Raw genomic sequence first — 24,346 nt, forward strand, 5'->3', positions numbered from 1 at the left:
GAGCCATCGCGACTCAATCTCGCGAGCCAACGTCAATTGCACATTCCACACGGAGGAGAAACACATGGCACGTGCAGTCGGAATCGACCTCGGTACGACCAACTCGGTCGTCAGCGTCCTCGAGGGCGGCGAGCCCAAGGTCATCGCCAACGCCGAGGGCTTCCGCACGACCCCCTCGGTCGTCGCTTTCACGAAGGACGGCGAGGTGCTCGTCGGTGAGACCGCCAAGCGCCAGGCCGTCACGAACGTCGACCGCACCGTCGCGTCGGTCAAGCGCCACGTCGGCACGACGTGGGGCTTCGACGTCGACGGCAAGAAGTGGACGCCGCAGGAGATCTCGGCCCGCATTCTCCAGAAGCTCAAGCGCGACGCGGAACAGTACCTCGGCGACACGGTGACGGATGCCGTCATCACCGTCCCGGCGTACTTCAACGACGCCGAGCGTCAGGCCACCAAGGAGGCCGGCGAGATCGCGGGCCTCAACGTGCTCCGCATCATCAACGAGCCCACCGCCGCGGCACTCGCGTACGGCCTCGACAAGGGCAAGGAAGATGAGCTCATCCTCGTCTTCGACCTCGGTGGCGGTACGTTCGACGTCTCGCTCCTCGAGGTGGGCAAGGACGACGACTTCTCGACCATCCAGGTGCGCTCGACCGCCGGTGACAACCGCCTCGGCGGCGACGACTGGGACCAGCGCCTCGTCGACCACCTGATCAAGCAGTTCAAGGACACCACCGGCGTCGACGTCTCGGGCGACAAGATCGCGCTGCAGCGACTCAAGGAGGCCGCGGAGCAGGCGAAGAAGGAGCTGTCGAGCTCGACGAGCACCAGCATCAACCTGCCGTACCTCTCGCTCACCGATTCGGGCCCCGTGTCGCTGTCCGAGACCATCACGCGCGCCAAGTTCGAGGACCTCACCAAGGACCTGCTCGACCGCACCAAGAAGCCGTTCGAGGACGTCATCCGCGAAGCCGGCATCAAGGTCGGCGACATCGACCACGTCGTGCTCGTCGGCGGCTCGACCCGCATGCCCGCCGTCTCCGACCTCGTGCAGCGCGAAGCCGGCAAGGAGCCCAACAAGGGCGTCAACCCCGATGAGGTCGTCGCCGTCGGCGCGGCCCTCCAGGCCGGCGTCCTCAAGGGCGAGCGCAAGGATGTCCTGCTCATCGACGTGACCCCCCTGAGCCTCGGCATCGAGACCAAGGGCGGCATCATGACGAAGCTCATCGAGCGCAACACGGCCATCCCCACCAAGCGCAGCGAGACCTTCACCACCGCTGACGACAACCAGCCGTCGGTGGCCATCCAGGTGTTCCAGGGCGAGCGCGACTTCACCCGCGACAACAAGCCGCTGGGCACGTTCGAGCTCACCGGCATCGCGCCGGCGCCTCGCGGCATCCCGCAGGTCGAGGTCACCTTCGACATCGACGCGAACGGCATCGTCCACGTCTCGGCGAAGGACAAGGGCACCGGCAAGGAGCAGTCGATGACGATCACCGGCGGCTCGTCGCTGCCGAAGGAAGACATCGAGCGCATGGTGCGCGAGGCCGAGGAGCACGCCGCCGAAGACAAGAAGCGCCGCGAGTCGGCCGAGGTGCGCAACCAGGCCGAGACGCTCTCGTACTCGATCGAGAAGCTCATCAAGGAGAACGACGACAAGCTGCCCGAAGACGTGAAGACCGAGGTTCAGGCCGACGTCGACGCTCTGAAGACGGCGCTCGCGGGCGAGGACGACGACGCCGTGAAGGCGGCGTTCGACAAGCTCAACGCGTCGCAGGGCAAGCTCGGCGAGGCGATCTACTCGGCCGGTCAGGCGGAGCAGTCGACGGATGCCGCGGGCGAGCAGCCCGCCGGCGACGCCGGTGAGAGCGCCTCGGACGAAGACGTCGTCGACGCCGAGGTCATCGACGACGAGGACGAGAAGAAGTAACCATGGCCGACAAGGACTTCGAAGAGCCGCAGGGCGACGAGGTCCGGCCTGAGGGTGAGGGGTCGGAGGAGCAGTCCTCCGGCCCCGCCCCGCAGGGCGGAGAGCCGGCCGAGGGCGACGAGCTCACGGTCGACGACATCCTCGGCGCCGAGCAGAACGCCGATGCCGCGGCCGAAGACGCCGTGCTCGCCGACCTCGAGTCGGCCCTGCTGACCGACCTCAAGCGCCTGCAGGCGGAGTACGCCAACTACCGGCGTCGCACCGAGGAGCAGCGCGAGGTCGAAATCGAGCGCGCCAAGGGCGCCGTCGCCAAGGGCCTGCTGCCCGTGCTCGACGACCTCGATCGTGCCGAGAAGCACGGCGACCTCGAAGAGGGGACGCCCTTCGCCGCGATCGCCGAGAAGCTGCGCGGTGTGGCCGAGCGCATGGGTCTGGTCACCTACGGCGCGCCCGGCGAGGTCTTCGACCCGCAGCAGCACGAGGCGATCTTCCAGGCGCCGACCCCCGGTGCGACCGAGAGCACGATCCTCGAGGTCGTCGAGATCGGCTACCGCCTCGGGTCGGTGGAACTGCGCCCGGCGAAGGTGGTCGTCGCCGTTCCGGCCGAGTAGGCCGAGGAGGCACAGATGGCCAGTCAGGACTGGTTCGACAAGGACTTCTACGCCGTCCTCGGGGTGTCGAAAGACGTCAGCGAGGCCGATCTCAAAAAGACCTACCGCAAGCTCGCACGCACGTACCACCCCGACTCCAAGCCGGGCGACGCCGCTGCCGAGGCGAAGTTCAAAGAGGTCAGCGAGGCGTACTCGGTGCTCTCCGACGCCGAGCAGCGCAAGGAGTACGACCAGATCCGTGCGATGGGCTCAGGCGCCCGCTTCACCGCGGGCGGCCAGGGCGAGGGCGGCTTCGAGGACGTGTTCTCGATGTTCAACCAGGGCCGTGGCGGCGGTGGCAGCCGCTACCAGACGCAGGACTTCGAGGACATCTTCTCGATGTTCAACCAGCAGGGCGCGGGCTTCGGCTCGGGCCGGTTCGGTCAGTCCACCGGCGGTTACCGCGGGTCGGGCGCACCCACCCGCGGGGCCGACGTCACCGCCCGCACCACGCTCGACTTCGTGACCGCCGCCCGCGGCGAGACCATCTCGCTCCAGGGCGAGGACGGCAAGCAGTTCAAGGTCAAGATCCCCGCCGGCGTGGCCGACGGGCAGAAGATCCGCCTGCGCGGCCGGGGTCGCCCGTCGCCCGACGGCGGCACGGCGGGAGACATCGTGGTGCAGGTGACCGTGAGGCAGCATCCGGTGTTCACTCGTGACGGGCTCAGTTTGCGCGTCACCGTGCCGGTCTCGTTCACCGAGGCGGCGCTCGGCGCCACGATCGAGGTGCCGACCCTCGGCGGCGACCCGGTGAAGCTCCGCGTCGCGCCGGGCACGCCCTCCGGGCGCGTCCTGCGCGTCAAGGGTCGCGGAATCGAGACGGCGAAGGGAACCGGCGACCTCCTCGCCGAGGTGCAGGTGGCCGTGCCGTCTCACCTCGACGACGATGCCCGCGCCGCACTCGAGCGCTTCGCCGAGCTCGGACCGCGCGAGAATCCGCGCGCCGACCTGATGGCCCGCGCGCGGGGCTGACATGCCCCCGTGTTCGTCTCCGTCGAATCGACCACCGCGCACGCGGTGAGCGTCGATTCGACGGAGACGAAGGGAGAATGGGACCGGAGGTGAGAATGGCCGAACACCACGAGATCGACGAGGATGCTCCCATCTTCGCCATCGCCGCCGCCGCCGAGCTCTCGCGGATGCACCCCCAGACGCTGCGCCAATACGACCGGCTGGGCCTCGTCGTGCCTGCCCGCACGCAAGGCGGTTCGCGACGCTACTCGCTACGCCACGTCGCGCAGCTGCGCGAGGTCGCCCGCATGTCGGCCGAGGGCATGAGCCTGCCGGCGATCATGCGCATCCTCGAACTCGAGAACCGGGTGCGCGAGCTGCATGATCGGGTGGCCGACCTCGAGGAGCGGATGCGCACCGAGATCGAGCGTCGTCCGGGCGCCCGCGTATTCGCCGCAGGCTCCACCGGCTCGGTGGTGACGCTGCGCAGCGGAACGCGCGTGCGGCGAGCCACCGAGGTCGTCGTGTGGCGGCCGCGGCAACAGCTTCCCCCGACGACGACTGACGACGACTGACCGCGGCGGCAGAGTCCGGATCCGCGCTCTTAGCCTGGCTCGCGGCGGGCGCGCGCTTTCGCCGCGGCGATGGCGGCGTCAGTCGAGGTTTCGCTCGCGGTCACTCGGACCGGTGCCGCAGCGGTGATGCCCCGGCGCAAAGAGGCCTCCTCGCGGGCTCCTTCGGTCACGCCCGCGCGGTGCGTCGGACGACCAGCAGCGCGGCACCGGTGAGGATGGCCGCCAGCGCCCCGAGAGGGAGGATCGGCGACATGCCGCCGCCGCCGGTCGCCGGCAGCTCCTGCGCATCGGCGTAGTTGGTGAGGGTCAGCGTCGCGACCCCCTGATTGCGCACGGCATCGGCGGGGAGGACGACCCGCCCGTCAGACTCGGTCGGGAGCACCTCGCCGTCGACCGTCCACACCGGGGTTCCCCAGTCGACGCCGACGATGTCGGGCAGCCCGGCTTCGCGCAGCTCGATGATCGAGCCGACGGGGAACCATGGCGAGTACAGCGTGACGTTCGGTTCGACGGCGATTTGCGGCTGCGGCTCGTAGTCCCACCACCAGTCGACGGGGAACGCGGTGCCCGCCGGCAGCGCAGACGCCCCGTCGCCGTCCACGACCTTGGTTCCGGCCCACTGGGTGTACTCCTCGACGGAGTTGGTCACCTCGACCTGGGCCACCTCGCCCGAGCGGATCACGAGAGAGTCCGACGGCGACCATGTGGCGGCGCCCCAGGCGTAGCCCGGCGGCAGCGCATCGTCCGCGGGGGCGACCTCGGCGAGCGTGATCACGGTGCCGACGGGGAACTGGGTCGGCGCCCCGTCGTCGGTGGGACCGGCCGGTGTTCCGTCGGCCGGAAGCGCGAAGCTGCCGGTGCTCGTGCCGCCGAGAGGGTCGTGAGCGGTGTAATCGATGGTGAAGGTGTCGGTGAGCAGCTCATCGGGATCTATGCCGACGACGTCCTTCGTCACGAGAAAGGTGCCCGACTGTCGGCTCGCACCGTTGGTCAGGGTGGCGGTGACCACCGCCTGGTCGCCGTCGCCGATGACGAGGCTGTCGGGCGCGAAAGTCTGCGTGTCCCAGACGACGCCGCGGACGCCCGGCGCGGTCAGTTCCTCGTACGTGATTACGGTGCCGTAAGGGAATGTCAGGGGTTCCCCGTCGGCGTCGACCGGACCGGTGGGCGTGCCATCGGCGGGGACGCGGATCACGCCGGTCCATTCGTCGCCGCCAGGGGTCGTCGCCGTCCACTGGACCGCGAAGCCGACCCCGGGAGGGATCTGCTCGCCCGTGATCTGCTCGAACTCCTTCGCGATCGTGAACGAGCCGTGCTTCAGGCTGTTGCGCACGACGATGCTCACCCGCCCTTCGCCCGCGATGGGCAGTTCGACGGATTCGCCGAACGGTGCCGAGTAGTCCTGGACCACGGTGCCCACGCGAACGCGGAAGATCGGGTCGTCCCACCCCGACACATCCACGGGCTGGCCGTCGAGCGTCGGCGGATTCTCGGTGATGACCATCGTCTCGGCGGCGGGGTCGAGTTCGATCTCGACAGGGTCTCCGATCGGGAGGGGGATGGTCGTCGGCGGTGCGTCTCCCGGCAGCAGCGAGTAGGTCACCGAGAATCCGTAGCCGGCCATGTCCGGGTCGTCGCCGACCTTCACGATCGAGGCGGTCGAGCGCGGAGCGACAGGCTGCAGGGTGTTCGTCACGGTGGCGGCCACGGTCGTTCCCGCCTCGGTGATCTCGAAAACGCTGCCCGGCGACCATGTCACATCGCCCCACTCATACCCCGGCACCGCGGGCAGCGACGACAGCACCTCGTCGACGAAGACGATCGAGCCGACAGGCAGGTCCACGCCGACGGGGACGGGGGCCCCATCAAGCGGCACCTGAAGCACGCCCTGGCCGACAGTGGCGCCCTCGAAGCGCGCGAGCCAGTCGACGTCGACGGTGCCGACGATCTCGCCGTCGAAGCCTTCGACGACCTTCGCGACCGAGAAAGTGCCCGTCGGTTGGGCCTCGGCCGTGTTCGTGACCGTGATCACGGGGTTCGTGCCGGCGCCGATCTCGACGCTCCCCGGACTGATGGTGAGGTCGGTCCAGGTGTACCCCGGCACGGAGGCGGGCTCGACCTCTTCGAAGACCACGATGGTGCCGATGGGGAAGTCTTCGCCGGCGGGTACCGGCGTGCCGTCGGCGAGGAGCTCGAGAGAACCTGTGACCTCCGCGCCGTCGGGCAGCGTCGCGGTGTAGTTCACGGTGAATGTTGTGCCCTCGGGGATGTCGGCAGGGTCGATCCCTTCGATCTCCTTCCGCACCTCGAACGTCCCGCTGTCGGCATCACAGGTGATCTCGCCCGCGAAGAGGAAGGAGTGGACCTCGCCGCCGAGGAGGGTGACGTCGCGCCCGAGCACCTGACCGTCGAGCGGTGCGGCATTGATGGTGACGGCCGCCTCGGGCGCGTAGACGGATCCGTCCATCCGACCCTCCGCGGCGGTGACGGTGACGTCGCCGGTGAGGGCGGAGAGATCCCAGAAGATGTACGGCGAATATGCGCCCTGCGGGTCGGAGCGGGCGCCGATGACCTCTGTCGTGCCGGCGGGCACGCGGATGATGAGCGGATTCGCGACGCCCGGAGTGGGTCCGGGCGAGTACTGGATGAGCGCGGTGCCGGCGATGTCGGCGTAGTCGACGATGTTGGGCCGGTCAGCGCTGAGCGGCTCCAGGACGACCCGGCTGCCGGCATCCTGGGCGACCCCGACCGGGTAGCCGACGTCGGAGAGTCCGTCGAGGCAGTCGCTCGCGTCGTCGTACGACGCCTCGGCGTTGGCTTCCACGTAGTCGGCGACGGCTGTCGCACCCGTGTTCGCGGTGTACACGCTGTTCTGCCCGTCGCTGCCCGAGGGCGGTGTCGCACTCGCGGGGTAGGTCTGGTGCGTCGCGTCGATGAGCGGCGTCTGATCGACGTTCGACGGGTTCTCGTTGAGGCGAATCCAGTCGGCGCGGGCGAACGCCTGCCAGGGGCCGTCGCGCTCGACCATCTTCACGTCGCCCCACAGCGCGGTGTTGCTGGTGCCCGCGCTCGTGACGGCGAGGATGCCGGTGCTGTCGGCGCTGTGGCTGCCGACGAGGTAGCGCGTGGGGTCGCCGTCGACGGTGGGCAGGTCGTAGTCCCCGGTCCCGGCGGAGACATGGATGATCGTGTACTGCCCGCTCGAGCCCTGCACCGTCGAGGTGCCGCCCACCGCGATGCTGCCCTCGGTCTCCTGGTTCTGGAGCAGGGCGTCCTCGCGGGCGTACACCGTGAACCCGCCGTTCATCGAGAACGGATTGAAGCTGTCGGGGTATGCGGCCCGCGCCGGCGGAGCGGACGCGACATCGACCACGACGGCACCGCTCACAGCGAGCGCAGCGGCTGTGAGTGCGGCGAGCCAGGTGCGCATCGGGGTGCGGCGACGAGCGTGCATTCAGGGACCCTCCTGAGACCGGCCCCGGGTGCCGATCCGTCCGGTTCCGAATCTATCCGGAGAGGACCGGTTGCGAAACGTTTTGGTGCGTCGCCGCTCGCTCGGCCTCAGCCCGCTTCGATGCCGCGGTGCAGGCGGAACAGCTCCCAGTCGGCGTGCGCCAGCTCGGCGTAGGCGTACGCCCACTCCGCGATCGCCTCTCCGACCACGCGACCCTGCCCCACGTACCCCGACACCGTCGCCGCGTTCGGGGACTGGCTGTGGGCGCGGGCGAGGGTCGCCGCACAGGCGTGCGCGTACCAGGTGAACGACGAGTCCTCGAGGGCGTCGACGTCGAACCCGCCCTTCTTGTCGTGGAACTGGCGGATGTAGAACGCGCGCGGTGCGCCGCCCTCGGCCGGTGTGCCGAACACGTGCCCGAGGAAGGGGTCGGAGACGGCCTGCAGGATGCGCTGCAGCGCCACGACGCGACCGCCGTCGCCGTAGCGCGCGACGTAGCCGTCGAACACCGCGGGTTGCCTGGCCTTGCCGAAGGCGACGAGCACGCTCGCACCCGCCTCCTTCGCCTGGAGGATGAGGCCGTTCTCGTTGCCGTCCTGCATGGCGAGGAGGTAGCAGCGGGTGCCCACGCTCCCGACGCCGACGACGCGACGCGCGAGGTCGGACAGCGTGTAGTTCTGCATGACGGCGCGGATGTCGACGTTTGCCGACAGCACGTAGTCCGAGACCAGAGCGAGGGCGCGCTCCTGGATCGCCGGGTCGACGTGGGTCATCGTGGGCGGTGCTTCGACGAACACCAGCCGTCCGCCGTCGGTGGTCGTGGTGAGCTTCTTCTGCGCACGGGCGCCGGTGCGGCGCTCGGCATCGCGCACCGCCGCCTTGAGCGCCTTCCGCGTCTCCTCGTCCGCCTGCTCCACCGCACCGCCGGCGTCGAAGTGGTCGTAGTAGCGCTGCAGCGGGGTGCGCTCGACGCCGCGGCGCAGGGCCCGCGCATAGGTGCGCACGGTCGCGAGGGCGGCTTCCCGCACGACGGCGTCGTCACGCGACGCGGACTGACCGGCGATGACCACGCTCGTCACGAGGCGCTTGAGATCCCACTCCCACGGCGCCCACGCAGCCTCGTCGAAGTCGTTCAGGTCGAAGGCGAGTGTGCGCTGCGGAGACGCGAAGAGGCCGAAGTTCGACACGTGCGCGTCGCCGCAGGACGCCACCGACAGGTCGGAGTCGGGCGATCGCCCGAGGTCGGAGGCCATGATCGCCGCGGTGCCCCGGTAGAACGCGAAGGCGCTCGCCCCCATGCGCTCGGCGCGGATGGGCACGAGTTCGGGCACGCGCGACAGGTCCTGACCGTCGAGGATCGCCATGGGATCGCGGCCGGTCGTGACGAGCTCGGCCAGCGCCGCACGGGGACGCCGTTCGCGGGATCGCTTGCCGTCTTCGAGGCTGTGGCGCAGCGACGGGGGCGGCGACCACTGCGCGGCGAGCGGGTGCGGTTCGAGGTCTGGCATGAACGAAGTGTGGCACCGCTCGGCCGCGACGGGAAGCATGCGAGCGCCCGCGCGCTAGCCTGGCGCCGTGAAGCGCCGCGACGACTCCGCCCCGACACCTGTTCCGACGATCCCGCCGATGCTGCGGGTGCTCCTCGGGCTGGCTGCCGCGGTGGTGGCGCTGGCGGGACTGTACTTCGGCCGCGAGCTCGTCGGACCGCTCGCGCTCGCCGCGGTGATCGTCATCATCTGCGAGCCGATCCGCGGGCCGCTGGTGCGTCGCGGGTGGCCGCGGTGGGCGGGGACGACCGCCGTCATCGTGCTCGGCTACCTGATCCTGCTGGTGATGGCGGCGCTGCTCTGGTTCGCCGGCACGCAGTTCGCGCGGCTGGTTGGCGACTATGCCGATGAGCTGCGCTCGACCGCGGCTGGACTGGTCGAGTGGCTGCAGTCCCTGGGGCTCGCGGATCAGGCCGCCGACGCGACGGCATCCGTCTTCGACCCTTCGACGCTGGTCTCCATCGCAGCCGATCTCGGCGGCACGGTGCTCAGCGTCTTCACGGCACTCTTCTTCGTCTTCGCGTACGTCATCTTCATGGCTGCCGACGCGGCTCGCTACGGGCGGGCCGAGCAAGCCTTCGGGCGGGGCATCCGCCCCACCGTCGCGCGCTTCCGGTCGTTCAACTCGGGCGTGCGGCGCTACTACGTGGTCAACGCGAGCTTCGGCGCGATCGTCGCGGTGATCGACGGGCTCGCGCTGCTGTGGCTCGGGGTGCCGGCGCCGGCGGTCTGGGCGATCCTCGCGTTCGTGACGAACTTCGTGCCGAACATCGGCTTCGTGCTCGGCCTCATCCCGCCGGCGCTGCTCGCACTGGTCGTGGGTGGCTGGCCGATGCTCCTCGCCGTCGTGGCGATCTACTGCGTGGTGAACGTGACGCTGCAGGTGCTCGTGCAGCCCAAGTTCGTCAGCGACGCGGTGAACCTCAGCCTCACGCTGAGCTTCTTCTCGGTGATCTTCTGGACGTTCATCATCGGACCCCTCGGCGCGATCCTCTCGATCCCGCTGACCCTCCTCGTGCGCGCGCTGATCCTCGACGGCGACGAGGGCACGCGCTGGCTGCGCTGGCTCTCGGGAGATCCGGATGCCGCGAAGCCGAGAGCGGGCTCACCCGGGCCCTGAGGCAGCGACGGGCGCGGACTCAGATGCCCGAGCGACGCTCGGCGCGCAGCGCCTCGGCCCGTGCGTACGCCTCGTCGACGGCGCCCATCAGCACCGGGCCGGCGGGGATCACGTTCTCCCGCCCGACCGCCGTGATCGCATCCGTGCGCTCCAGCAGCCGCAGGGTGCGCGCGGGCACACCGCACAGCACGAACGGGATGCCGCGGGCCCGCAGCTGCCCGACGCGCCTGTCGAGCGACTTGAGGAAGGTGGCCGACGGGACGCCGGTCGACTCCCGCACCGACAGCACGATCGCGGCGTCGGTGACGCCGTCGATGTCGGGCCACTCCTGCTCGATACGGCTCACCTCGGCGAAGAACCCGGCGCCCGAGTAGTGGAGCACCGTGGTGGTCCCCGAGGGAAGCGTCGCGGGCGGATCCCCGAGGTTCCAGGCCCCGTCCTCGTCGCGGGTGAGCGCGATAAGGCGGGCGGACTGGGCGACGCCGACCGCCGTGAGCACGATCGACAGGCCCGCGCCGAGGAAGATCGCCTGCTGCAGGGGGAGGCCGGTCGTCGCCACGAACGTGACGAGCATCGCCACCGCCGACATCCACGAAGTGCGCAGCACGAGCGCGATGTCCTGTCGTCGGCCGGCGATCAGCTCGCCGCCGATCGCGAGCATGAGCCCGCCGATCACGGCCATCGGGATGTACCCGGCGAGCGGGCCGACAAGCAGCACGATCACCGCGAGCCAGATCCCTGCGAAGATGCCCGACCAGCGCGTCTGCGCACCTGCGCTCGTACCCACGCCGGTGCGCGAGAGCGACCCGCCGGTGGGGAGGGCGCCGAACAGGCCGCCGCCGATGTTGGCGAGCCCCTGCGCGGTGAAGTCCTTCGACGCGTCGGCGCGCGAGCCGTCGGGGTTCGCGACCGCCGCGCTGATGCCGGCCGCCTGCGCCAGCGCGACGAGCGCGATGGCGACCGCGCCGGTGGCGAGGGCGGGGACGGCGGCGATGTCGGGGAGCGTGAACGGGGGCAGCGAGCGGGGGATCGCCGCGATGTCGGCGACCGTCTCGACCGGAACCCGCGCGAGCGTGCACGCGACCGAGACGACCACGAGCGCGACGAGGGTCGCGTAGGCGCGGAGCCGACGGAACAGTCGCACCAGCAGCCAGACGGCGAGCGTCGCCGCGGTGGTCAGCAGCGGGGCCGCCTCCCATTCGCCGATGTGGGCGAACTCCTCGATGAACTTGCCGATCGTGTTGGAGGAGTCGGGAGCGTAGCCGGTGACGTCCTTGAGCGCGCCGGCGACGATCTGCAGGGCGATGCCGGTGGTGAACCCGGTCATCACGGCCGTCGACACGTACGACATCACCGAGCCGAGCTTCAGCAGGCCGAGGATGAGCATGACGATGCCCACGAGGACCGTCATGGTGGCGATCGCGCCGATGTCTCCGGGGTCCAGGCCGGCCGAGGCGAGCACGCTCTGCGACGACAGGGCGATCGCGCTCGTGAGCGTCGTCACCATCAGGACGGTGCGGGCGAAGACCGACCCGATGATCGTCGGCACGATTCCCGACCAGAGCCCGAGCGGCGCGCTGAAGCCGCCGATGCTGGCGTAGGCCATGCCCTCGGGGATCGAGAACAGCCCGGTGACGAGGCCGGAGACGGCGTCCTTCACCGTGGGTCGGGGGAGCCGTCGGGGGGTCTTCCCGCGCGCGTCCGTCATGTCGGCCCTCTGCTCGGCGCAGCCGTTCGGCGCGTCCGATCGCGACTCTATAGCGTCGGCTCGAACGGGCGCTAACGTAAGCGCCATGTCCGACTCGTCGTCATCGACCGCCGTGCGGTCCAGTGGTCTCGCCCGTGTTCTCGACACCTCCGACGAGCGGGCGCGCGAGTCGCTCTCGCTCACCGTCGGTGCCGTCGCGTTCGTGCTCGTCGTCCTCGCCGCGCTCGTCACCTTCGGCTTCGCCGACCTGCCGATCGCCGGCCCCGGATCGATCGGCCAGTTCACCGCCGTCGCGTCGGGCATCGTCGCGTTCGTCGCGTTCGTCGCCGGGCTGCTGCTCACGTGGCGCAGTCATGGGCGCAGCCGCATCGGCCTGCTCGACGTGGTCGACATCGTCGCGCTGGCGTTCGCGCACGCGGTGATCGCCGTGCTCGGCTGGACCCTGCTCGCGATCATCCTGGAGCAGGCGTTCATCGGCGCGACCGTGTTCGCCCTGCCATCGCTCATGCTCGCCGGCGCCGGGGCGGCGACGACCGCCTACGTCGTCTTCTACTCCGCCACCCACATGGATCTGCCCCTGCTCGCCGTGGTGCTGGCGGTGTTCCTCACGATGGGCGTGCTCTCGAGCATGCTCACGGCGACCGATCCCAACTGGTGGCACGACAACCTCAGCGCCCTCGGCATGAGCAGCAACGTCTCGGCCTGGGCCTTCAACATCACGATCGTCGTCGCCGGGTTCCTCGTGACCACCCTCGCGCGGTACACGACGCGCGACATCCCGACCGACAATCCGAAGGGCACGGCACGGGTGCGGCTGACCCTCATCATCGTCGGAATCTTCCTCGCGTGCGTCGGCATCTTCCACGTCGACGACTTCTTCGCGCTCCACACCGGTGTCGCCTCGGGCATGGCCGTCGCCTTCGCGGTGCTCGTCTTCCGCCTGCCCCACTGGATCACCGGTGTCACGCGCACCTTCGTGATGGTGGGCTGGGTGTTCGTGGCGGTCATCGTCGTGCTCGCGGTGCTGTTCGCGATCCAGTACTACACGCTCACCGCGGTGGAGCTGGTCGCGGGGGTGCTCGTGTTCACCTGGATCATCCTGTTCATCCGCAACGCCGCCGCCCTCAAGCAGGACTCCGACGCCGCGATGACGCAGAGCTGACGCCGTTGCGGGCGCGCCCTCACCGCACGGGGTGGGGCGTGGGCCATGATTCGAACCGTGGACGACAACACCTGGCGGCGGTACTCCGGGGTGCCCCTCATGGTCGCGAGCCTGGCGTACCTCGTGGCCTACTCGTGGCGGGTGATCGGCGACGTCACCGGACCGATCCGCCCCGTGCTCACGATCGTGATCGCGGTGACCTGGGCGATGTTCATCGTCGACTACGTCGTGCGCCTGCTGCTCGCCCGCGAGCGGTCGGTGTGGTTCCGTCACCACCTGCCGGCGCTGGCCTTCGCGCTGGTGCCGGTGCTGCGGCTCGTGCGGCTGCTGCGGTTCCTCACCGACCTGCCGGGCATCAAGCCCACGGCGGGCGGCGCGCTGAGGTCTCGCATCCTGGTCTACGGCGTCGGCGCGTCCGCGATCCTCATCTACATCGCCTCCCTGGCGGTGCTGGAAGCCGAGCGGCACGCACCCGGCGCCGACATCACCACGTTCGGCATCGCGCTGTGGTGGGCGTGCGTCACGGTGACGACCACCGGGTACGGCGACTACGTGCCTGTCACGGATGCCGGCCAGTGGGTGGGTGTCGGGCTCATGTTCGGCGGGGTCGCGCTCGCCGGAGTGATCACGGCCACGCTCGCCTCGTGGGTCGCCGAGCGTGCGATCCACGGTCAGCCCGATGCGCATCCCGCCACGCACGGTGACGTGCGGGCGCTGCAGGAAGAGGTCGCCCGCCTCACTGCTCTGCTGGATCGGCCGCAGACGGACCCGCCGGCGTCGCCGCCAGCGGCGCCGTGACCGAGTCCTGCTTCGGGAAGACCACCGCGCGCACCACGATGAGCACCGATGCGGTCGTGGGGATCGCGACGAGGGCTCCGAGGAAGCCGAACAGCGCCGCGCCGATCATGGCGCTCAGCAGCACCAGCACGCCCGGCAGCGCGACGGCCTTGCCGAGGACCCGCGGGGTCACGACGTACGCCTCGATCTGGATGTAGGCGAAGTAGCCGATCGCGAACACCAGGGCGCTGACCGGACTGACGAACAGGGCCGCGATGATGCCGATCACGAGGAACACGAGCGATCCGATCATCGGCACCAGCGTGATGAACCAGGCCGCGATGGCGAGCATCAGCGGCACGGGTGAACCGACGAGCACCATGAGCACGAACACCACCGCCGCGTTGATCGACGAGAGCGTGAGGGCGCCGGCGACGGCGTTGCCGACGGAGCCGGTGATCTGCTCCGTGAGCTCGCGCGCGAGCGGACGGCGGTAGGCCGGCATGAAGCGGTAGAGCGACTCCTTGGCGTCGGCCAGCGAGGCCACGAAGTAGAGGGTGAGCACGACCACGATCACCGCGGACGAGATCGCTCCGACCACGCCGACTCCGGCACGCAGGAGGCCGCCCGAGATGGTGACCAGCGACGACGTGCTCGTGAGGGCTGCGATGGCATCGGTGACAGTGGACGCCAGGTCGACCTCGACCGCCGCGTCGGCCGCCTGGAACCAGTCGCTCGCGAGCATCGCGTCGATCGTGGCGGGCAGGCCCTGGAGGAATCCGACGAACTGCTCGATGGCCGCCGGAAGGACGAGCACGACGAGGAGCACGACGACCCCGAGGAACACGACGGCGACGGTGGCGATCGCCCAGGGGCGGGGCATCCCGCGTCGCTGGAGCATGCGCACGGTGGGGTCGAGCCCCAGCGCGAGGAACATCGCGATGACGACCGAGATGAGGATCGTGGCGATCGATGCCACGGCGACGGCGAGCGAGACGGCGAGCACCACGCCGATGGCGACGAGGAACCCCGAGATCAGGGGCGTCGCCGGCTTGGTGAGCACCGACGCCCAGCGGCGTCCGGGCTCCGGCGGGGCGAGTTCTTCGGTCACGGTGCGATCGTCGCAGGTCGAGGCGGGACGCAAGGGTCGGCGCGCCGTCGTGCCGACGCCGGGCGCCGCCGGCGAGATCGCCCGGACGGGGTGACGCCCGGGCGTCGTGTCGTGCGCATCATCAGCGGATGAGCCCTGCATCCGACCCGGGCGAGTCCGAGGCGCAGATCGCCGCCGAGTCCGACGGCGCCGACCAGACGGCGCCCGCAGCGTCGTTCGACGTGGAAGCCGAAGAGCCGCCGCGCAGCCGCATCCTCGCCGCCCTCGATCGTCCGCTCGTCTCCGCGTTCGCCGCCACCCTCGGCGTCCTCGGGGCCGTCGTCATCGGCAGCGCGATCGGATCGATCTCGTCGATCCTCGTGTGGATCATCCTGGGGCTGTTCCTGGCGATCGCCCTCGATCCCATCGTGCGGCTGCTCGAGCGGAAGGGGCTGCGCCGCGGCGCGGGGATCGCGGTCGTGTTCGGCGCGTTCGTGCTGCTCGTCGTGGTGTTCCTGGTGTTCATGCTCCCTCCGGTGGTGAACCAGGTCGGCGAGTTCGTCGCCGCCATCCCCGACGCCCTCGCCGACGTCGGCGAGACCGAGTGGTTCGCCGGGCTCAGCCCCGACCTCCAGGCTGCCGTGGCCGCGGCAGTCGACCAGATCGAGTCGGCGGTCCGCGACCCCGCCACGCTGGCCGCGGTCGGCGGCGGCATCCTCGTCTTCGGTGCGGGCGTCGCGGCCGCGATCTCGGCGAGCCTCGTCGTCGTCGCCCTCACCCTCTACTTCCTGGCGTCGTTCGAGGCGATGAAGGAGGCGTTCTACCGCCTCGCCCCCGCGCGCACCCGCCCACGCCTGGCCGACATGACCGAGCGGATCACCACGGCCGTCGGCAGCTCGCTGATCGGCTCGATCACTCTCTCCGCGCTCAACGCCGGCACGGTGCTCGTGCTCCACCTCCTCATCGGCCTGCCCTTCGCCGCGCTGATGGCGGTGATCGCGTTCGTCGTCACCCTCATCCCCTTGTTCGGGTCGGTGATCTTCCTCGTGTTCGGCACGGCGGTGGCGCTGTTCAGCGGTCCCGACAAGGCACTGCTGTTCCTCATCGCGTATCTGGTCTACATCCAGGTGGAGTCGTACATCATCAGCCCGCGCGTGATGAACCGGGCGATCGCCATCCCGGCCGCGCTCGTGCTGATCGGAGCGATGATCGGCGGCGCGCTGATGGGCGTGCTGGGGGTGCTGGTCGCGCTGCCGGTCACCGCGTCGATCCTGCTGATCCTGCGCGAGATCGTGGTGCCGAAACAGGACCGGAAGATCTGAGCGGATCAGGCGGGATCGATCCGCAGCACCTCGGCGGACTCCTGCGTGGTGAGATCCTCAACGACGCGGACCGTGCGAGCGAGATCGTCGACCGAGCCGATCACCGTCCCGAAGCGCTCGCGATCGGAGCAGACGGCGGTCACCGTGACGAAGTGGGACCCGGTGTCCCACGTGTATGTCGCGAACGGGGGCGTGCGGCCGTCGGACGGGAGCGGCATCTCGAGCTTCTCGCCCACGCCGAGGTGCGGGTTGCGGAAAGACTCGGTGTCGTCGTACTCCATCGGCATCATCGCGCGTGCGGCGCGCAGGTCGTTCGTCGCCTGCTGCAGCTGAGCCATCACGACCACCAGCTCCGCGTCCGCCTTCCACACCCACACCAGCACGCGGCCGGCGGCCCGCTTCATGAGGAACGGTGCAGCCTGGCTCATCGCCCAGGCGGCCACTCCGCTGCCCGGACGCTCGGCCGCCCCGAGCGCAGAGTTCGCCTGCGTGAGCAGCATCCGGATCGCCGCCTTCCGATGGCGGCGGCCGCGGAAGCCGAGCGATTGCGTGACGGGCACCCAGAGAGTGGGGTCGGCATCAGCCTGGAGGCGTGACATTCCTCCAGCGTACGGGGCTGTCGGCACCCCCTCGGGTACAGTGGAGGCCGCGCGCACAACACCCCCTGACGCGCCGCTCGCCGCACAGACAGGTCCCCTCCACTCGTGACAGACCCTGCGACGCCCGACGGCACATCCGCCGACGCCGTGAGTCCGCGACCGCTGACCGTCCTCATCGGAGCGGACACGTTCCTGCCCCACGTGAACGGTGCGGCCCGCTTCGCCGAGCGCCTCGCGGCGGGCCTCGTATCGCGCGGCCACGACGTGCACGTGATGGCCCCGAGCGCCGGCCACCGCAACCACGGCGTCTTCGTCGAGACGATCGAGGGCGAGCCGATGACGATGCACCGGCTGCCGTCGTGGCGCTGGTACCCGCACGACTGGCTCACGTTCGTGATGCCGTTCATGTCGAAGCACTACGCACGTCGCGCCCTCGACGCGGTGCAGCCCGACGTCGTGCACATCCAGTCGCACATCGTGATCGGACGCGGTCTCGCGCGCGAGGCGCGCAAGCGCGGCATCCCGGTGATCGCGACGAACCACGTGATGGCCGAGAACATCCTCGACTTCACGGCACTGCCGAAGTTCCTCAACGACTTCGCCATCAAGCTCGCGTGGGATGACGCTGAGCGCACCTTCCACATGACCCGGGCGGTCACGACGCCGACGCGCCGTGCCGCGGACTTCCTCGAGAAGACCATCGACATCTCGGGCGTCATCCCGATCAGCTGCGGCATCGAGGCGAGCAACTACACGCCCGATCTGTCGCCCCGTGACCGCAACCGCATCGTGTTCGTCGGACGGCTCACCACCGAGAAGCAGATCGACGTCGTCCTCCGGGCGATCACGAAGCTCGACCCCGCGCTCGATGTGACCTTCGACATCGTCGGCGGCGGCGATCAGCGCCGCAATCTGGAGTCTCTCGCCACGGAGCTCGGTCTCGCCGACCGCGTGACCTTCCACGGGCGCACCACAGACGAGGAGCTGCGCGCGCTCCTCTCGCGGGCGAGCCTGTTCGCGATCGCGTCGATCGCCGAGCTGCAGTCGATCGCGACGATGGAGGCCATGGCTTCGGGCCTGCCGATCGTCGCGGCCGACGCGGTCGCGCTGCCGCACCTGGTGCACGACGGCGAGAACGGGTTCCTGTTCCGGCCGGGTGACGTCGACGACCTCGCCGCCAAGCTCGCCCGGGTGCTGACGCAGACCCCCGAAGAGCGTCTCGCGATGCAGCAGGCGTCGCTCGACGGGGTCAAGGTGCACGACATGACCCGCACCCTCGAGACCTTCGAGGCGCTGTACCGCGACGAGCCGCTGCCCGAGTAGCCGTGCACGTCGTCATCTTCGCGGACCAGCACCTGGCGACACTGGGCGGGGCGCAGGTGTCGACGCTGCTGCAGCGGCGCTTCCTCGAGACCGCCGGTCACACGGTCACCGTCGTCGCACCGGCGATGCACGGGCGCGCGCGGGCGCGGATCGTCGGCGGCGATGCGTCGTTCGTCGACATGCCGTCGGTGCCGATCACCCTCGATCGCGAATACTCGATGACCTGGCCGGGTCGCCGGACCGACCGGTGGGTGGATGCCGCGCTGGCGGCGCGGCAGCCCGTCGACGTCGTGCATGTGCAGGCGGACTTCTGGGGAGCGTTCATCGGCTACCGGTTCGCGCGGCGGCACGGGCTGCCGGTCGTGCACACCATGCACAACCGCGTCGACGTCGGCATCGAGGCGACGGCGCCGTTCCCCGGTCTCGTGCTGCGGGCGCTGAACGGGTGGCAGCGCCGGGCGCTCGGTACCGGTGCCCGTGGTGCCGACGGCTGGGCCTACCTCCACGGGCTCGCCTCGGGGGCGACCGCGGTGACCGCTCCGTCGTCTCACTTCGCCCGCCGGCTCGAGCGCCATGGCGTGTTCTCGCGGGTCGACGTGATCTGGAACGGGATCGACGACGAGATCCTCGATGCCGCGCTCGACGCCGGCCCGCGCGGGCGTGCGCCGGGGCGCCCGCGCTTCGTGTGGCTCGGGCGCATGAGCCCCGAGAAGCGTCTGCTGCCCTTCCTCGAAGCCGTCGTCGCGTCGGGGATCGACGCCGAGGTCGAGGTGATCGGCGGGGGTGCGCAGCTGCGCGCGGCGCGGCGCATCGTCGAGGACGCGCGGTCCGCGGCATCCGTCGTGTTCGCCGGGAAGCTGCCCTACGCCGAGACGCTGCGCCGGATCGGCGCCGCCGACGCGGTGGTGCAGACGTCGATCGGCTTCGAGACGCAGGGCATGACGATCTTCGAGGCTGCCTCGCTGGGGACCCCCTCGATCGTGAGCGATCCCGACCTGGCCGCCGAGCTCGGCTCGGGTCACTGGCCGGTGGCAGACGCGTCGGTCGACGCGCTCGCCGCGGCACTGCGCACCGCGGCATCCGACATCGCCGCCGGAACTGCGCCGACGCCCGACCCGACCATCCGCGAGCGGTTCCGGCAGTCCAGCCGCACCGCTGCGATGGTCGAGGTGTACCGCCGCGCCATCGGCTGACGGCGCGGCGGGCCTCGACTCAGGGCAGGCGGGTGCGGTCGGTGGGGATCTGACGGTATCCGTCGTTGCGGAGGGCCGCGATCGTCGAGGCGACGGCGACCACGGAGAGGGCTGCGAGAACAATCACCATGAACATGGCAGAAACGCTACGCTTGCGTCATGACTGCCACGAGTGGCAGAATGGACACCTAACGTACGAAAACTGCCACGCCTGATCGTGCAGTCGTCGGAGGAGGACTCGATGAGAACTGTCGCCTGCATCGTCCAGGACGGATTCGCCCCGTTCGAGTTCGGAGTCGCGTGCGAGGCCTTCGGGCTCGACCGATCCGACGACGGCATCCCGAACTTCGACTTCCGCGTGGTCACCCCCGAACCCGGGGCGGTGCAGTCCAAGATGGGCTTCTCGATCAACGTCGACGCCGATCTCGCGTTCGCATACGAGGCCGACCTCGTCGTGGTTTCGCCCATTCCGCACGAGTACTGGGGGCGCATCGACGAGCGTGTGCTCGACGTGATCCGGCACGCGGTCGCGCGCGACGCCTGGGTGCTGAGTGTCTGCAGCGGCTCGTTCGTGCTCGCGGCATCGGGCGTGCTCGACGGCCGCCGAGCGACCACGCACTGGATGTACGCGCAGAAGATGATGACGATGTACCCGCAGATCGACGTCGACCCCGACGTGCTCTACGTGCAGGACGGCCGCATCATCACCAGCGCCGGCACCGCCGCCGGTCTCGACGCCTGCCTGCACCTGCTCCGACAGGAGCTCGGCGCGGAGCTCACCAACAAGATCGCCCGCCGCATGGTCGTGCCCCCGCAGCGCGACGGCGGCCAGGCGCAGTTCATCGACAAGCCGCTGCCCGTGACGACGTCGCTGTCGCTCGCGCCCGTCACCGACTGGATGCTCGACAACCTGCGTCTCGACCTCACCGTCGACCAGCTCGCCACGAAGGCGCACATGTCGCCGCGCACGTTCGCCCGGCGGTTCAAGGCCGACTACGGCGCGACGCCGGCGGCCTGGCTCGCGCGGCAGCGCATCATCCACGCCCAGCGACTGCTCGAATCGACCGATCTGGGACTCGACCGCGTCGCGTACGAGAGCGGATTCGGCTCGGCTGCCGTGCTGCGGCAGAACTTCGCCCGGGTGCTCGGCACGACTCCGACGGCCTATCGCGCGCGGTTCAGCTGCGGTCCCGACGAGCTGTGCGACATCACGGATGCCGACGTGTCCGGGCAGGAGCAGGTGCTCGAGACCGTCGCATGACGGAGACGATCGGGCCGGCTCGCGCCGACCCGATCGGGCGTTGCCCCCGCTACCTCTTGAGCTCGCGGCCGTGGACCGTGAGCGCGTAGATGATCACGACGTCGACCGCGAGGATCGCCAGCGACAGCCAGGGCTGGGCCGACATCAGCGAGAGCTGCCCGAGCGCGTTCAGCGCGACGAGGATGATCGCGACGACTCGGGCCCACGTGGCTCCCGCCAGCAGTGCGAAGGCGACCAGGATGAGCAGGGCGCCCGAGATCAGGTGCCACCATCCCCAGCCCTGCACGTCGACGCCGAAGAGGCCTGCGTCGGTGATGAAGTATGCCGAATCCGGTCCGATGAGGGCGGCGATGCCGTAGATCAGGTCGATGAAACCCGCGATCATCAGCATCACGCCGGCGAAGACGCCCCAGCCGGCCCAGCCCGACGCGTGCGTGTCTGACATGTCGAATCCTTCCGCTCGGTGGCCGATCGCCACGCTCCTGATCGCACTGTGCACCCCCGGAATCGCGGTGGCATCACCCGCGTTGTGTGATGTTGCCGCCCGGTTGTCGGTCGCCGCGCCCGCTGGTAAACTTGAGTCAACCCGGCTCAAGTTTGGCCGGAGTCCACACACCACAGGAGACCGATGAACGCCACTCAGCAGCCCGGGCAGGAGGACGCGCGGAGCGCCCTCGAGCAGTTCGGGATCAACCTCACAGACCGCGCCCGCCAGGGCAAGCTCGACCCCGTCATCGGGCGGGATGCCGAGATCCGGCGGGTCAGCCAGGTGCTCACGCGCCGCACCAAGAACAACCCCGTCCTCATCGGCGAGCCCGGCGTCGGCAAGACCGCCGTCGTCGAGGGGCTCGCCCAGCGCATCGTCGCGGGCGACGTCGCCGAGTCGCTGAAGGACAAGGAGCTCGTCACGCTCGACATCTCGGCCCTGGTCGCCGGCGCGATGTACCGCGGGCAGTTCGAGGAGCGGCTGAAGAGCGTGCTCAAGGAGATCACCGAGTCGGACGGCCGGGTGATCACCTTCATCGACGAGCTGCACGTGCTCATGGGCGCAGGCGGCGGCGAGGGCTCGGTTGCAGCATCCAACATGCTGAAGCCCATGCTCGCGCGCGGTGAGCTGCGCCTCATCGGTGCGACGACCCTCAACGAGTACCGCGAGTTCATCGAGAAGGATGCCGCGCTCGAGCGCCGCTTCCAGCAGGTCTACGTCGGCGAGCCGACGGTCGAAGACACCGTCGCGATCCTGCGCGGACTCAAGGAGCGCTACGAGGCCCACCACAAGGTCGCCATCGCCGACGCCGCGCTCGTCGCCGCCGCATCCCTCTCGCACCGCTACATCCCGAGCCGTCAGCTGCCCGACAAGGCGATCGACCTCATCGACGAGGCGGCGTCGCGGCTGCGCATGGAGATCGACTCGGCACCGCTCGAGATCGACGAGCTGCGTCGCCACGTCGACCGGCTGAAGCTCGAGGAGCTGGCGCTGAAGAAGGAGAAGGACGACGCGTCGAAGGAGCGCCTCGCCGCGCTTCGCGCTCAGCTCGCCTCGGAGCAGAGCAGGCTCGACGAGCTGCAGGCTCAGTGGGAGCGCGAGCGCGCGTCGCTCAACCGCGTCGGCGATCTCAAGACGAAGCTCGACGCCGCCCGCATGGAGGCCGAGCGCGCGCAGCGCGAGGGCAACCTCGAGAAGGCGTCGCGGCTGCTCTACGGCGAGATCCCCGCGCTCCAGCGGCAGCTCGTCGACGCCGAGCGCGACGAGCCCGACGAGGACCGCATGGTCGGCGACCAGGTGACCGACGAAGACATCGCGGCCGTGATCGCGGCCTGGACCGGCATCCCGGTCGGACGCCTCCTGCAGGGCGAGACCGAGAAGCTCGTGCACCTCGAGGCCGAGCTCGGCAAGCGCCTCATCGGCCAGAAGAATGCGGTGAAGGCGGTGGCGGATGCCGTCCGGCGCTCCCGCGCCGGCATCAGCGACCCCGGTCGCCCGACGGGCTCGTTCCTCTTCCTCGGCCCCACCGGCGTCGGCAAGACCGAGCTCGCCAAGGCTCTGGCGGAGTTCCTCTTCGACGACCCGCACGCCATGGTGCGCATCGACATGTCGGAGTACGGCGAGAAGCACTCCGTGTCGCGCCTCGTCGGTGCCCCTCCGGGCTATATCGGGTACGAGCAGGGCGGTCAGCTCACCGAGGCCGTGCGCCGGCGCCCGTACTCGGTGGTGCTCCTCGACGAGGTCGAGAAGGCCCATCCCGAGGTGTTCGACGTTCTGCTCCAGGTCATGGACGACGGCCGACTCACCGACGGCCAGGGGCGCACGGTCGACTTCACGAACGTGATCCTCATCCTCACCTCGAACCTCGGCTCTCCCGTCCTGATCGATCCGACGCTGTCGCTCGAGCAGAAGCGAGACACCGTGCAGGCGATGGTGCGGCAGGCGTTCAAGCCCGAGTTCGTCAACCGGCTCGACGACATCGTCATCTTCCAGACGTTGAGCGAAGACGACCTGGCCCAGATCGTCGAGCTCGCCGTCGACGCACTGCACCAGCGTCTGCGCGACCGTCGTCTCACCCTCGCGGTGACGCCCGACGCGCGCACCTGGCTCGCCGAGCGCGGCTACGACCCGGTCTTCGGTGCGCGGCCGCTGCGCCGTCTGATGCAGTCCGAGATCCAGGACCGGCTCGCCATGGCGATCCTCGCGGGCGGCGTGCGCGACGGCGACACCGTGCGCGTGGATGTCGCGGCCGACGGTACGCAACTCGTCCTCGTGACGGACTGAGCTGCGGCCTGCTCGGATCCCGTGCGGGCGTGAGAGCATCGACCGTGGCAACTGCTCGAGGGTGGGGAGTGGTGCGGGCCCTGTGGGGCTCCACCCACCCCGGCCCGACGGTCGTCGTCACCGTCCTCACGCTCGCCCTCGGCGCGGCGGTCGGCCTCGAGCCCTGGCGGATCGTCGTGCTGACGGCATCCGTCTTCGCCGGCCAGGTGTCGGTGGGCATCTCGAACGATGTGATCGACGCCGCCCGCGACCGTGCGGTCGGCCGCACCGACAAGCCCATCGCACGCGGCGATGTGTCCGCGCGCACGGCGTGGATCGCGGCCTGGGTGACCGTCGCGGCAGCCCTCGCGCTGTCGGCGATCCTGAGCGCCGCGATGCTCGCCGCTCACGCGATCGGCCTCGCGGCCGCCTGGGCTTACAACGCCGGTCTCAAGAGCAGCGTCTTCTCGCCCGTGCCCTTCGTGGTGTTCTTCGGGCTGCTGCCGTCGTTCGCGACGCTCTCGGCGCCCGACCCGGCATTCGCTGAACCGTGGGCGGGCGTCGCCGGAGCCGTGCTCGGCGTCGCAGTGCACCTCACCAACGTGCTCCCCGACCTTGACGACGACGCGCGCACGAGCGTGCGGGGCCTGCCGCACCGACTCGGTGCGCGCCTGTCGGCGGTGCTCGCCGTCCTCTCGCTGCTCGTCGGGGCCGTCGTGGTGCTGCTCGGAATCGCGGACGGCGATCTCGCGCACATCGCGCCGGTGACGTGGGTGTTCTTCGGCGCGACCGCGATCGTCGCCGTGCTGACGCTCGTCCAGGCGCTGCGCCGCCCGCCGTCGCGCACGCTGTTCCGGCTCGTGATGCTCGCAGGCGTGCTGCTCGCGGCGCAGCTCGTGGTCTCGGGCGGAGGCCTCGCCGCGTGAGCCGGCCGA

The 24,346-nt window shown here is 70.1% G+C and carries 19 protein-coding genes; 13 read left to right on the forward strand and 6 right to left on the reverse strand.

From position 1 onward, the window contains the following. Positions 1 to 64: 64 nt before the first annotated feature. From dnaK to JOD63_RS15770, 4 genes are all read left to right on the forward strand, one after another. Positions 65 to 1,930, forward strand: a complete 1,866-nt coding sequence (gene dnaK, locus JOD63_RS15755; RefSeq protein WP_045275553.1) for a molecular chaperone DnaK — start codon at positions 65 to 67, stop codon at positions 1,928 to 1,930. A gap of 2 nt (positions 1,931 to 1,932) precedes the next feature. Next, on the forward strand, positions 1,933 to 2,541 hold the full coding sequence (locus JOD63_RS15760; protein ID WP_045275552.1) for a nucleotide exchange factor GrpE: 609 nt from the start codon (positions 1,933 to 1,935) through the stop codon (positions 2,539 to 2,541). A gap of 15 nt (positions 2,542 to 2,556) precedes the next feature. Continuing rightward, entirely contained in the window at positions 2,557 to 3,552 is a 996-nt protein-coding gene (locus tag JOD63_RS15765; protein WP_045275551.1) for a DnaJ C-terminal domain-containing protein, read from the forward strand. Between the two features lie 95 nt (positions 3,553 to 3,647). After that, positions 3,648 to 4,106: a heat shock protein transcriptional repressor HspR gene (locus JOD63_RS15770; protein ID WP_045275550.1), complete on the forward strand. Its 459-nt coding sequence runs from the start codon at positions 3,648 to 3,650 to the stop codon at positions 4,104 to 4,106. Between the two features lie 166 nt (positions 4,107 to 4,272). Here JOD63_RS15770 and JOD63_RS15775 read toward each other — a convergent pair whose 3' ends face one another. After that, positions 4,273 to 7,560 carry a DUF5979 domain-containing protein gene (locus JOD63_RS15775; RefSeq protein ID WP_084613500.1) on the reverse strand — a complete coding sequence of 1,096 codons (3,288 nt, stop codon included), beginning with the start codon at positions 7,558 to 7,560 and terminating at the stop codon, positions 4,273 to 4,275. A 107-nt stretch (positions 7,561 to 7,667) separates the two neighbouring features. Then, a complete protein-coding gene (locus JOD63_RS15780) occupies positions 7,668 to 9,068 on the reverse strand; it encodes a DUF2252 domain-containing protein (protein ID WP_045275588.1) in 1,401 nt (466 codons plus the stop codon). A gap of 67 nt (positions 9,069 to 9,135) precedes the next feature. Here JOD63_RS15780 and JOD63_RS15785 point away from each other — a divergent pair, with 67 nt between their 5' ends. Further along, positions 9,136 to 10,227, forward strand: coding sequence for an AI-2E family transporter (locus tag JOD63_RS15785; RefSeq protein ID WP_245617974.1), 1,092 nt, complete (start codon positions 9,136 to 9,138; stop codon positions 10,225 to 10,227). Between the two features lie 19 nt (positions 10,228 to 10,246). Here the strand turns inward: JOD63_RS15785 and JOD63_RS15790 are convergent, their stop codons facing one another. After that, on the reverse strand, positions 10,247 to 11,935 hold the full coding sequence (locus JOD63_RS15790; protein WP_045275547.1) for a SulP family inorganic anion transporter: 1,689 nt from the start codon (positions 11,933 to 11,935) through the stop codon (positions 10,247 to 10,249). Positions 11,936 to 12,020: 85 nt separating this feature from the next. Between JOD63_RS15790 and JOD63_RS15795 the strand changes: the two genes are divergently transcribed. Further along, complete coding sequence (locus tag JOD63_RS15795; protein ID WP_045275546.1) at positions 12,021 to 13,097, forward strand: DUF998 domain-containing protein; 1,077 nt, start codon at positions 12,021 to 12,023, stop codon at positions 13,095 to 13,097. Between the two features lie 57 nt (positions 13,098 to 13,154). Further along, positions 13,155 to 13,895 carry a potassium channel family protein gene (locus JOD63_RS18085; RefSeq protein ID WP_052682503.1) on the forward strand — a complete coding sequence of 247 codons (741 nt, stop codon included), beginning with the start codon at positions 13,155 to 13,157 and terminating at the stop codon, positions 13,893 to 13,895. Here JOD63_RS18085 and JOD63_RS15805 read toward each other — a convergent pair. Beyond that, a complete protein-coding gene (locus JOD63_RS15805; protein WP_052682502.1) occupies positions 13,834 to 14,985 on the reverse strand; it encodes an AI-2E family transporter in 1,152 nt (383 codons plus the stop codon). The genes JOD63_RS18085 and JOD63_RS15805 overlap by 62 nt on opposite strands. A 128-nt stretch (positions 14,986 to 15,113) precedes the next feature. Between JOD63_RS15805 and JOD63_RS15810 the strand changes: the two genes are divergently transcribed. Further along, complete coding sequence (locus tag JOD63_RS15810) at positions 15,114 to 16,286, forward strand: AI-2E family transporter (protein ID WP_045275544.1); 1,173 nt, start codon at positions 15,114 to 15,116, stop codon at positions 16,284 to 16,286. A gap of 5 nt (positions 16,287 to 16,291) precedes the next feature. Here JOD63_RS15810 and JOD63_RS15815 read toward each other — a convergent pair whose 3' ends face one another. Then, on the reverse strand, positions 16,292 to 16,885 hold the full coding sequence (locus tag JOD63_RS15815) for a hypothetical protein (RefSeq protein ID WP_045275543.1): 594 nt from the start codon (positions 16,883 to 16,885) through the stop codon (positions 16,292 to 16,294). A gap of 105 nt (positions 16,886 to 16,990) precedes the next feature. Between JOD63_RS15815 and JOD63_RS15820 the strand changes: the two genes are divergently transcribed. The 3 genes from JOD63_RS15820 (at position 16,991) to JOD63_RS15830 (ending at position 20,662) form a co-directional block, all read left to right on the forward strand. Next, a complete protein-coding gene (locus JOD63_RS15820) occupies positions 16,991 to 18,208 on the forward strand; it encodes a glycosyltransferase (protein ID WP_045275542.1) in 1,218 nt (405 codons plus the stop codon). 2 nt (positions 18,209 to 18,210) lie between these two features. Further along, positions 18,211 to 19,401: a glycosyltransferase gene (locus JOD63_RS15825; protein ID WP_045275541.1), complete on the forward strand. Its 1,191-nt coding sequence runs from the start codon at positions 18,211 to 18,213 to the stop codon at positions 19,399 to 19,401. A 241-nt stretch (positions 19,402 to 19,642) separates the two neighbouring features. Next, the gene (locus JOD63_RS15830; RefSeq protein WP_045275586.1) at positions 19,643 to 20,662 is read left to right on the forward strand and encodes a GlxA family transcriptional regulator; all 1,020 of its coding nucleotides are present in this window, start codon (positions 19,643 to 19,645) and stop codon (positions 20,660 to 20,662) included. A 49-nt stretch (positions 20,663 to 20,711) separates the two neighbouring features. Here the strand turns inward: JOD63_RS15830 and JOD63_RS15835 are convergent, their stop codons facing one another. After that, entirely contained in the window at positions 20,712 to 21,107 is a 396-nt protein-coding gene (locus JOD63_RS15835) for a DUF7144 family membrane protein (RefSeq protein WP_045275540.1), read from the reverse strand. 183 nt (positions 21,108 to 21,290) lie between these two features. Between JOD63_RS15835 and JOD63_RS15840 the strand changes: the two genes are divergently transcribed. Together JOD63_RS15840 and JOD63_RS15845 are read left to right on the forward strand one after the other, a co-directional pair. Further along, positions 21,291 to 23,432, forward strand: coding sequence for an ATP-dependent Clp protease ATP-binding subunit (locus JOD63_RS15840; protein ID WP_084613497.1), 2,142 nt, complete (start codon positions 21,291 to 21,293; stop codon positions 23,430 to 23,432). Positions 23,433 to 23,476: 44 nt separating this feature from the next. Continuing rightward, a complete protein-coding gene (locus JOD63_RS15845; protein ID WP_245617973.1) occupies positions 23,477 to 24,337 on the forward strand; it encodes a UbiA family prenyltransferase in 861 nt (286 codons plus the stop codon). Positions 24,338 to 24,346: the final 9 nt, after the last annotated feature.

It is taken from the genome of Microbacterium terrae (assembly GCF_017831975.1).
Lineage (GTDB): Bacteria > Actinomycetota > Actinomycetes > Actinomycetales > Microbacteriaceae > Microbacterium > Microbacterium terrae.

What these genes read in the sequence shown, in the direction of transcription:
- dnaK (WP_045275553.1), top strand. Translation starts at nt 65, where the DNA reads ATGGCACGTGCAGTCGGAATCGACCTCGGTACGACCAACTCGGTCGTC.
- JOD63_RS15760 (WP_045275552.1), top strand. Translation starts at nt 1,933, where the DNA reads ATGGCCGACAAGGACTTCGAAGAGCCGCAGGGCGACGAGGTCCGGCCT.
- JOD63_RS15765 (WP_045275551.1), top strand. Translation starts at nt 2,557, where the DNA reads ATGGCCAGTCAGGACTGGTTCGACAAGGACTTCTACGCCGTCCTCGGG.
- JOD63_RS15770 (WP_045275550.1), top strand. Translation starts at nt 3,648, where the DNA reads ATGGCCGAACACCACGAGATCGACGAGGATGCTCCCATCTTCGCCATC.
- JOD63_RS15775 (WP_084613500.1), bottom strand. Translation starts at nt 7,560, where the DNA reads ATGCACGCTCGTCGCCGCACCCCGATGCGCACCTGGCTCGCCGCACTC.
- JOD63_RS15780 (WP_045275588.1), bottom strand. Translation starts at nt 9,068, where the DNA reads ATGCCAGACCTCGAACCGCACCCGCTCGCCGCGCAGTGGTCGCCGCCC.
- JOD63_RS15790 (WP_045275547.1), bottom strand. Translation starts at nt 11,935, where the DNA reads ATGACGGACGCGCGCGGGAAGACCCCCCGACGGCTCCCCCGACCCACG.
- JOD63_RS15795 (WP_045275546.1), top strand. Translation starts at nt 12,021, where the DNA reads ATGTCCGACTCGTCGTCATCGACCGCCGTGCGGTCCAGTGGTCTCGCC.
- JOD63_RS15810 (WP_045275544.1), top strand. Translation starts at nt 15,114, where the DNA reads ATGAGCCCTGCATCCGACCCGGGCGAGTCCGAGGCGCAGATCGCCGCC.
- JOD63_RS15815 (WP_045275543.1), bottom strand. Translation starts at nt 16,885, where the DNA reads ATGTCACGCCTCCAGGCTGATGCCGACCCCACTCTCTGGGTGCCCGTC.
- JOD63_RS15830 (WP_045275586.1), top strand. Translation starts at nt 19,643, where the DNA reads ATGAGAACTGTCGCCTGCATCGTCCAGGACGGATTCGCCCCGTTCGAG.
- JOD63_RS15835 (WP_045275540.1), bottom strand. Translation starts at nt 21,107, where the DNA reads ATGTCAGACACGCACGCGTCGGGCTGGGCCGGCTGGGGCGTCTTCGCC.
- JOD63_RS15840 (WP_084613497.1), top strand. Translation starts at nt 21,291, where the DNA reads ATGAACGCCACTCAGCAGCCCGGGCAGGAGGACGCGCGGAGCGCCCTC.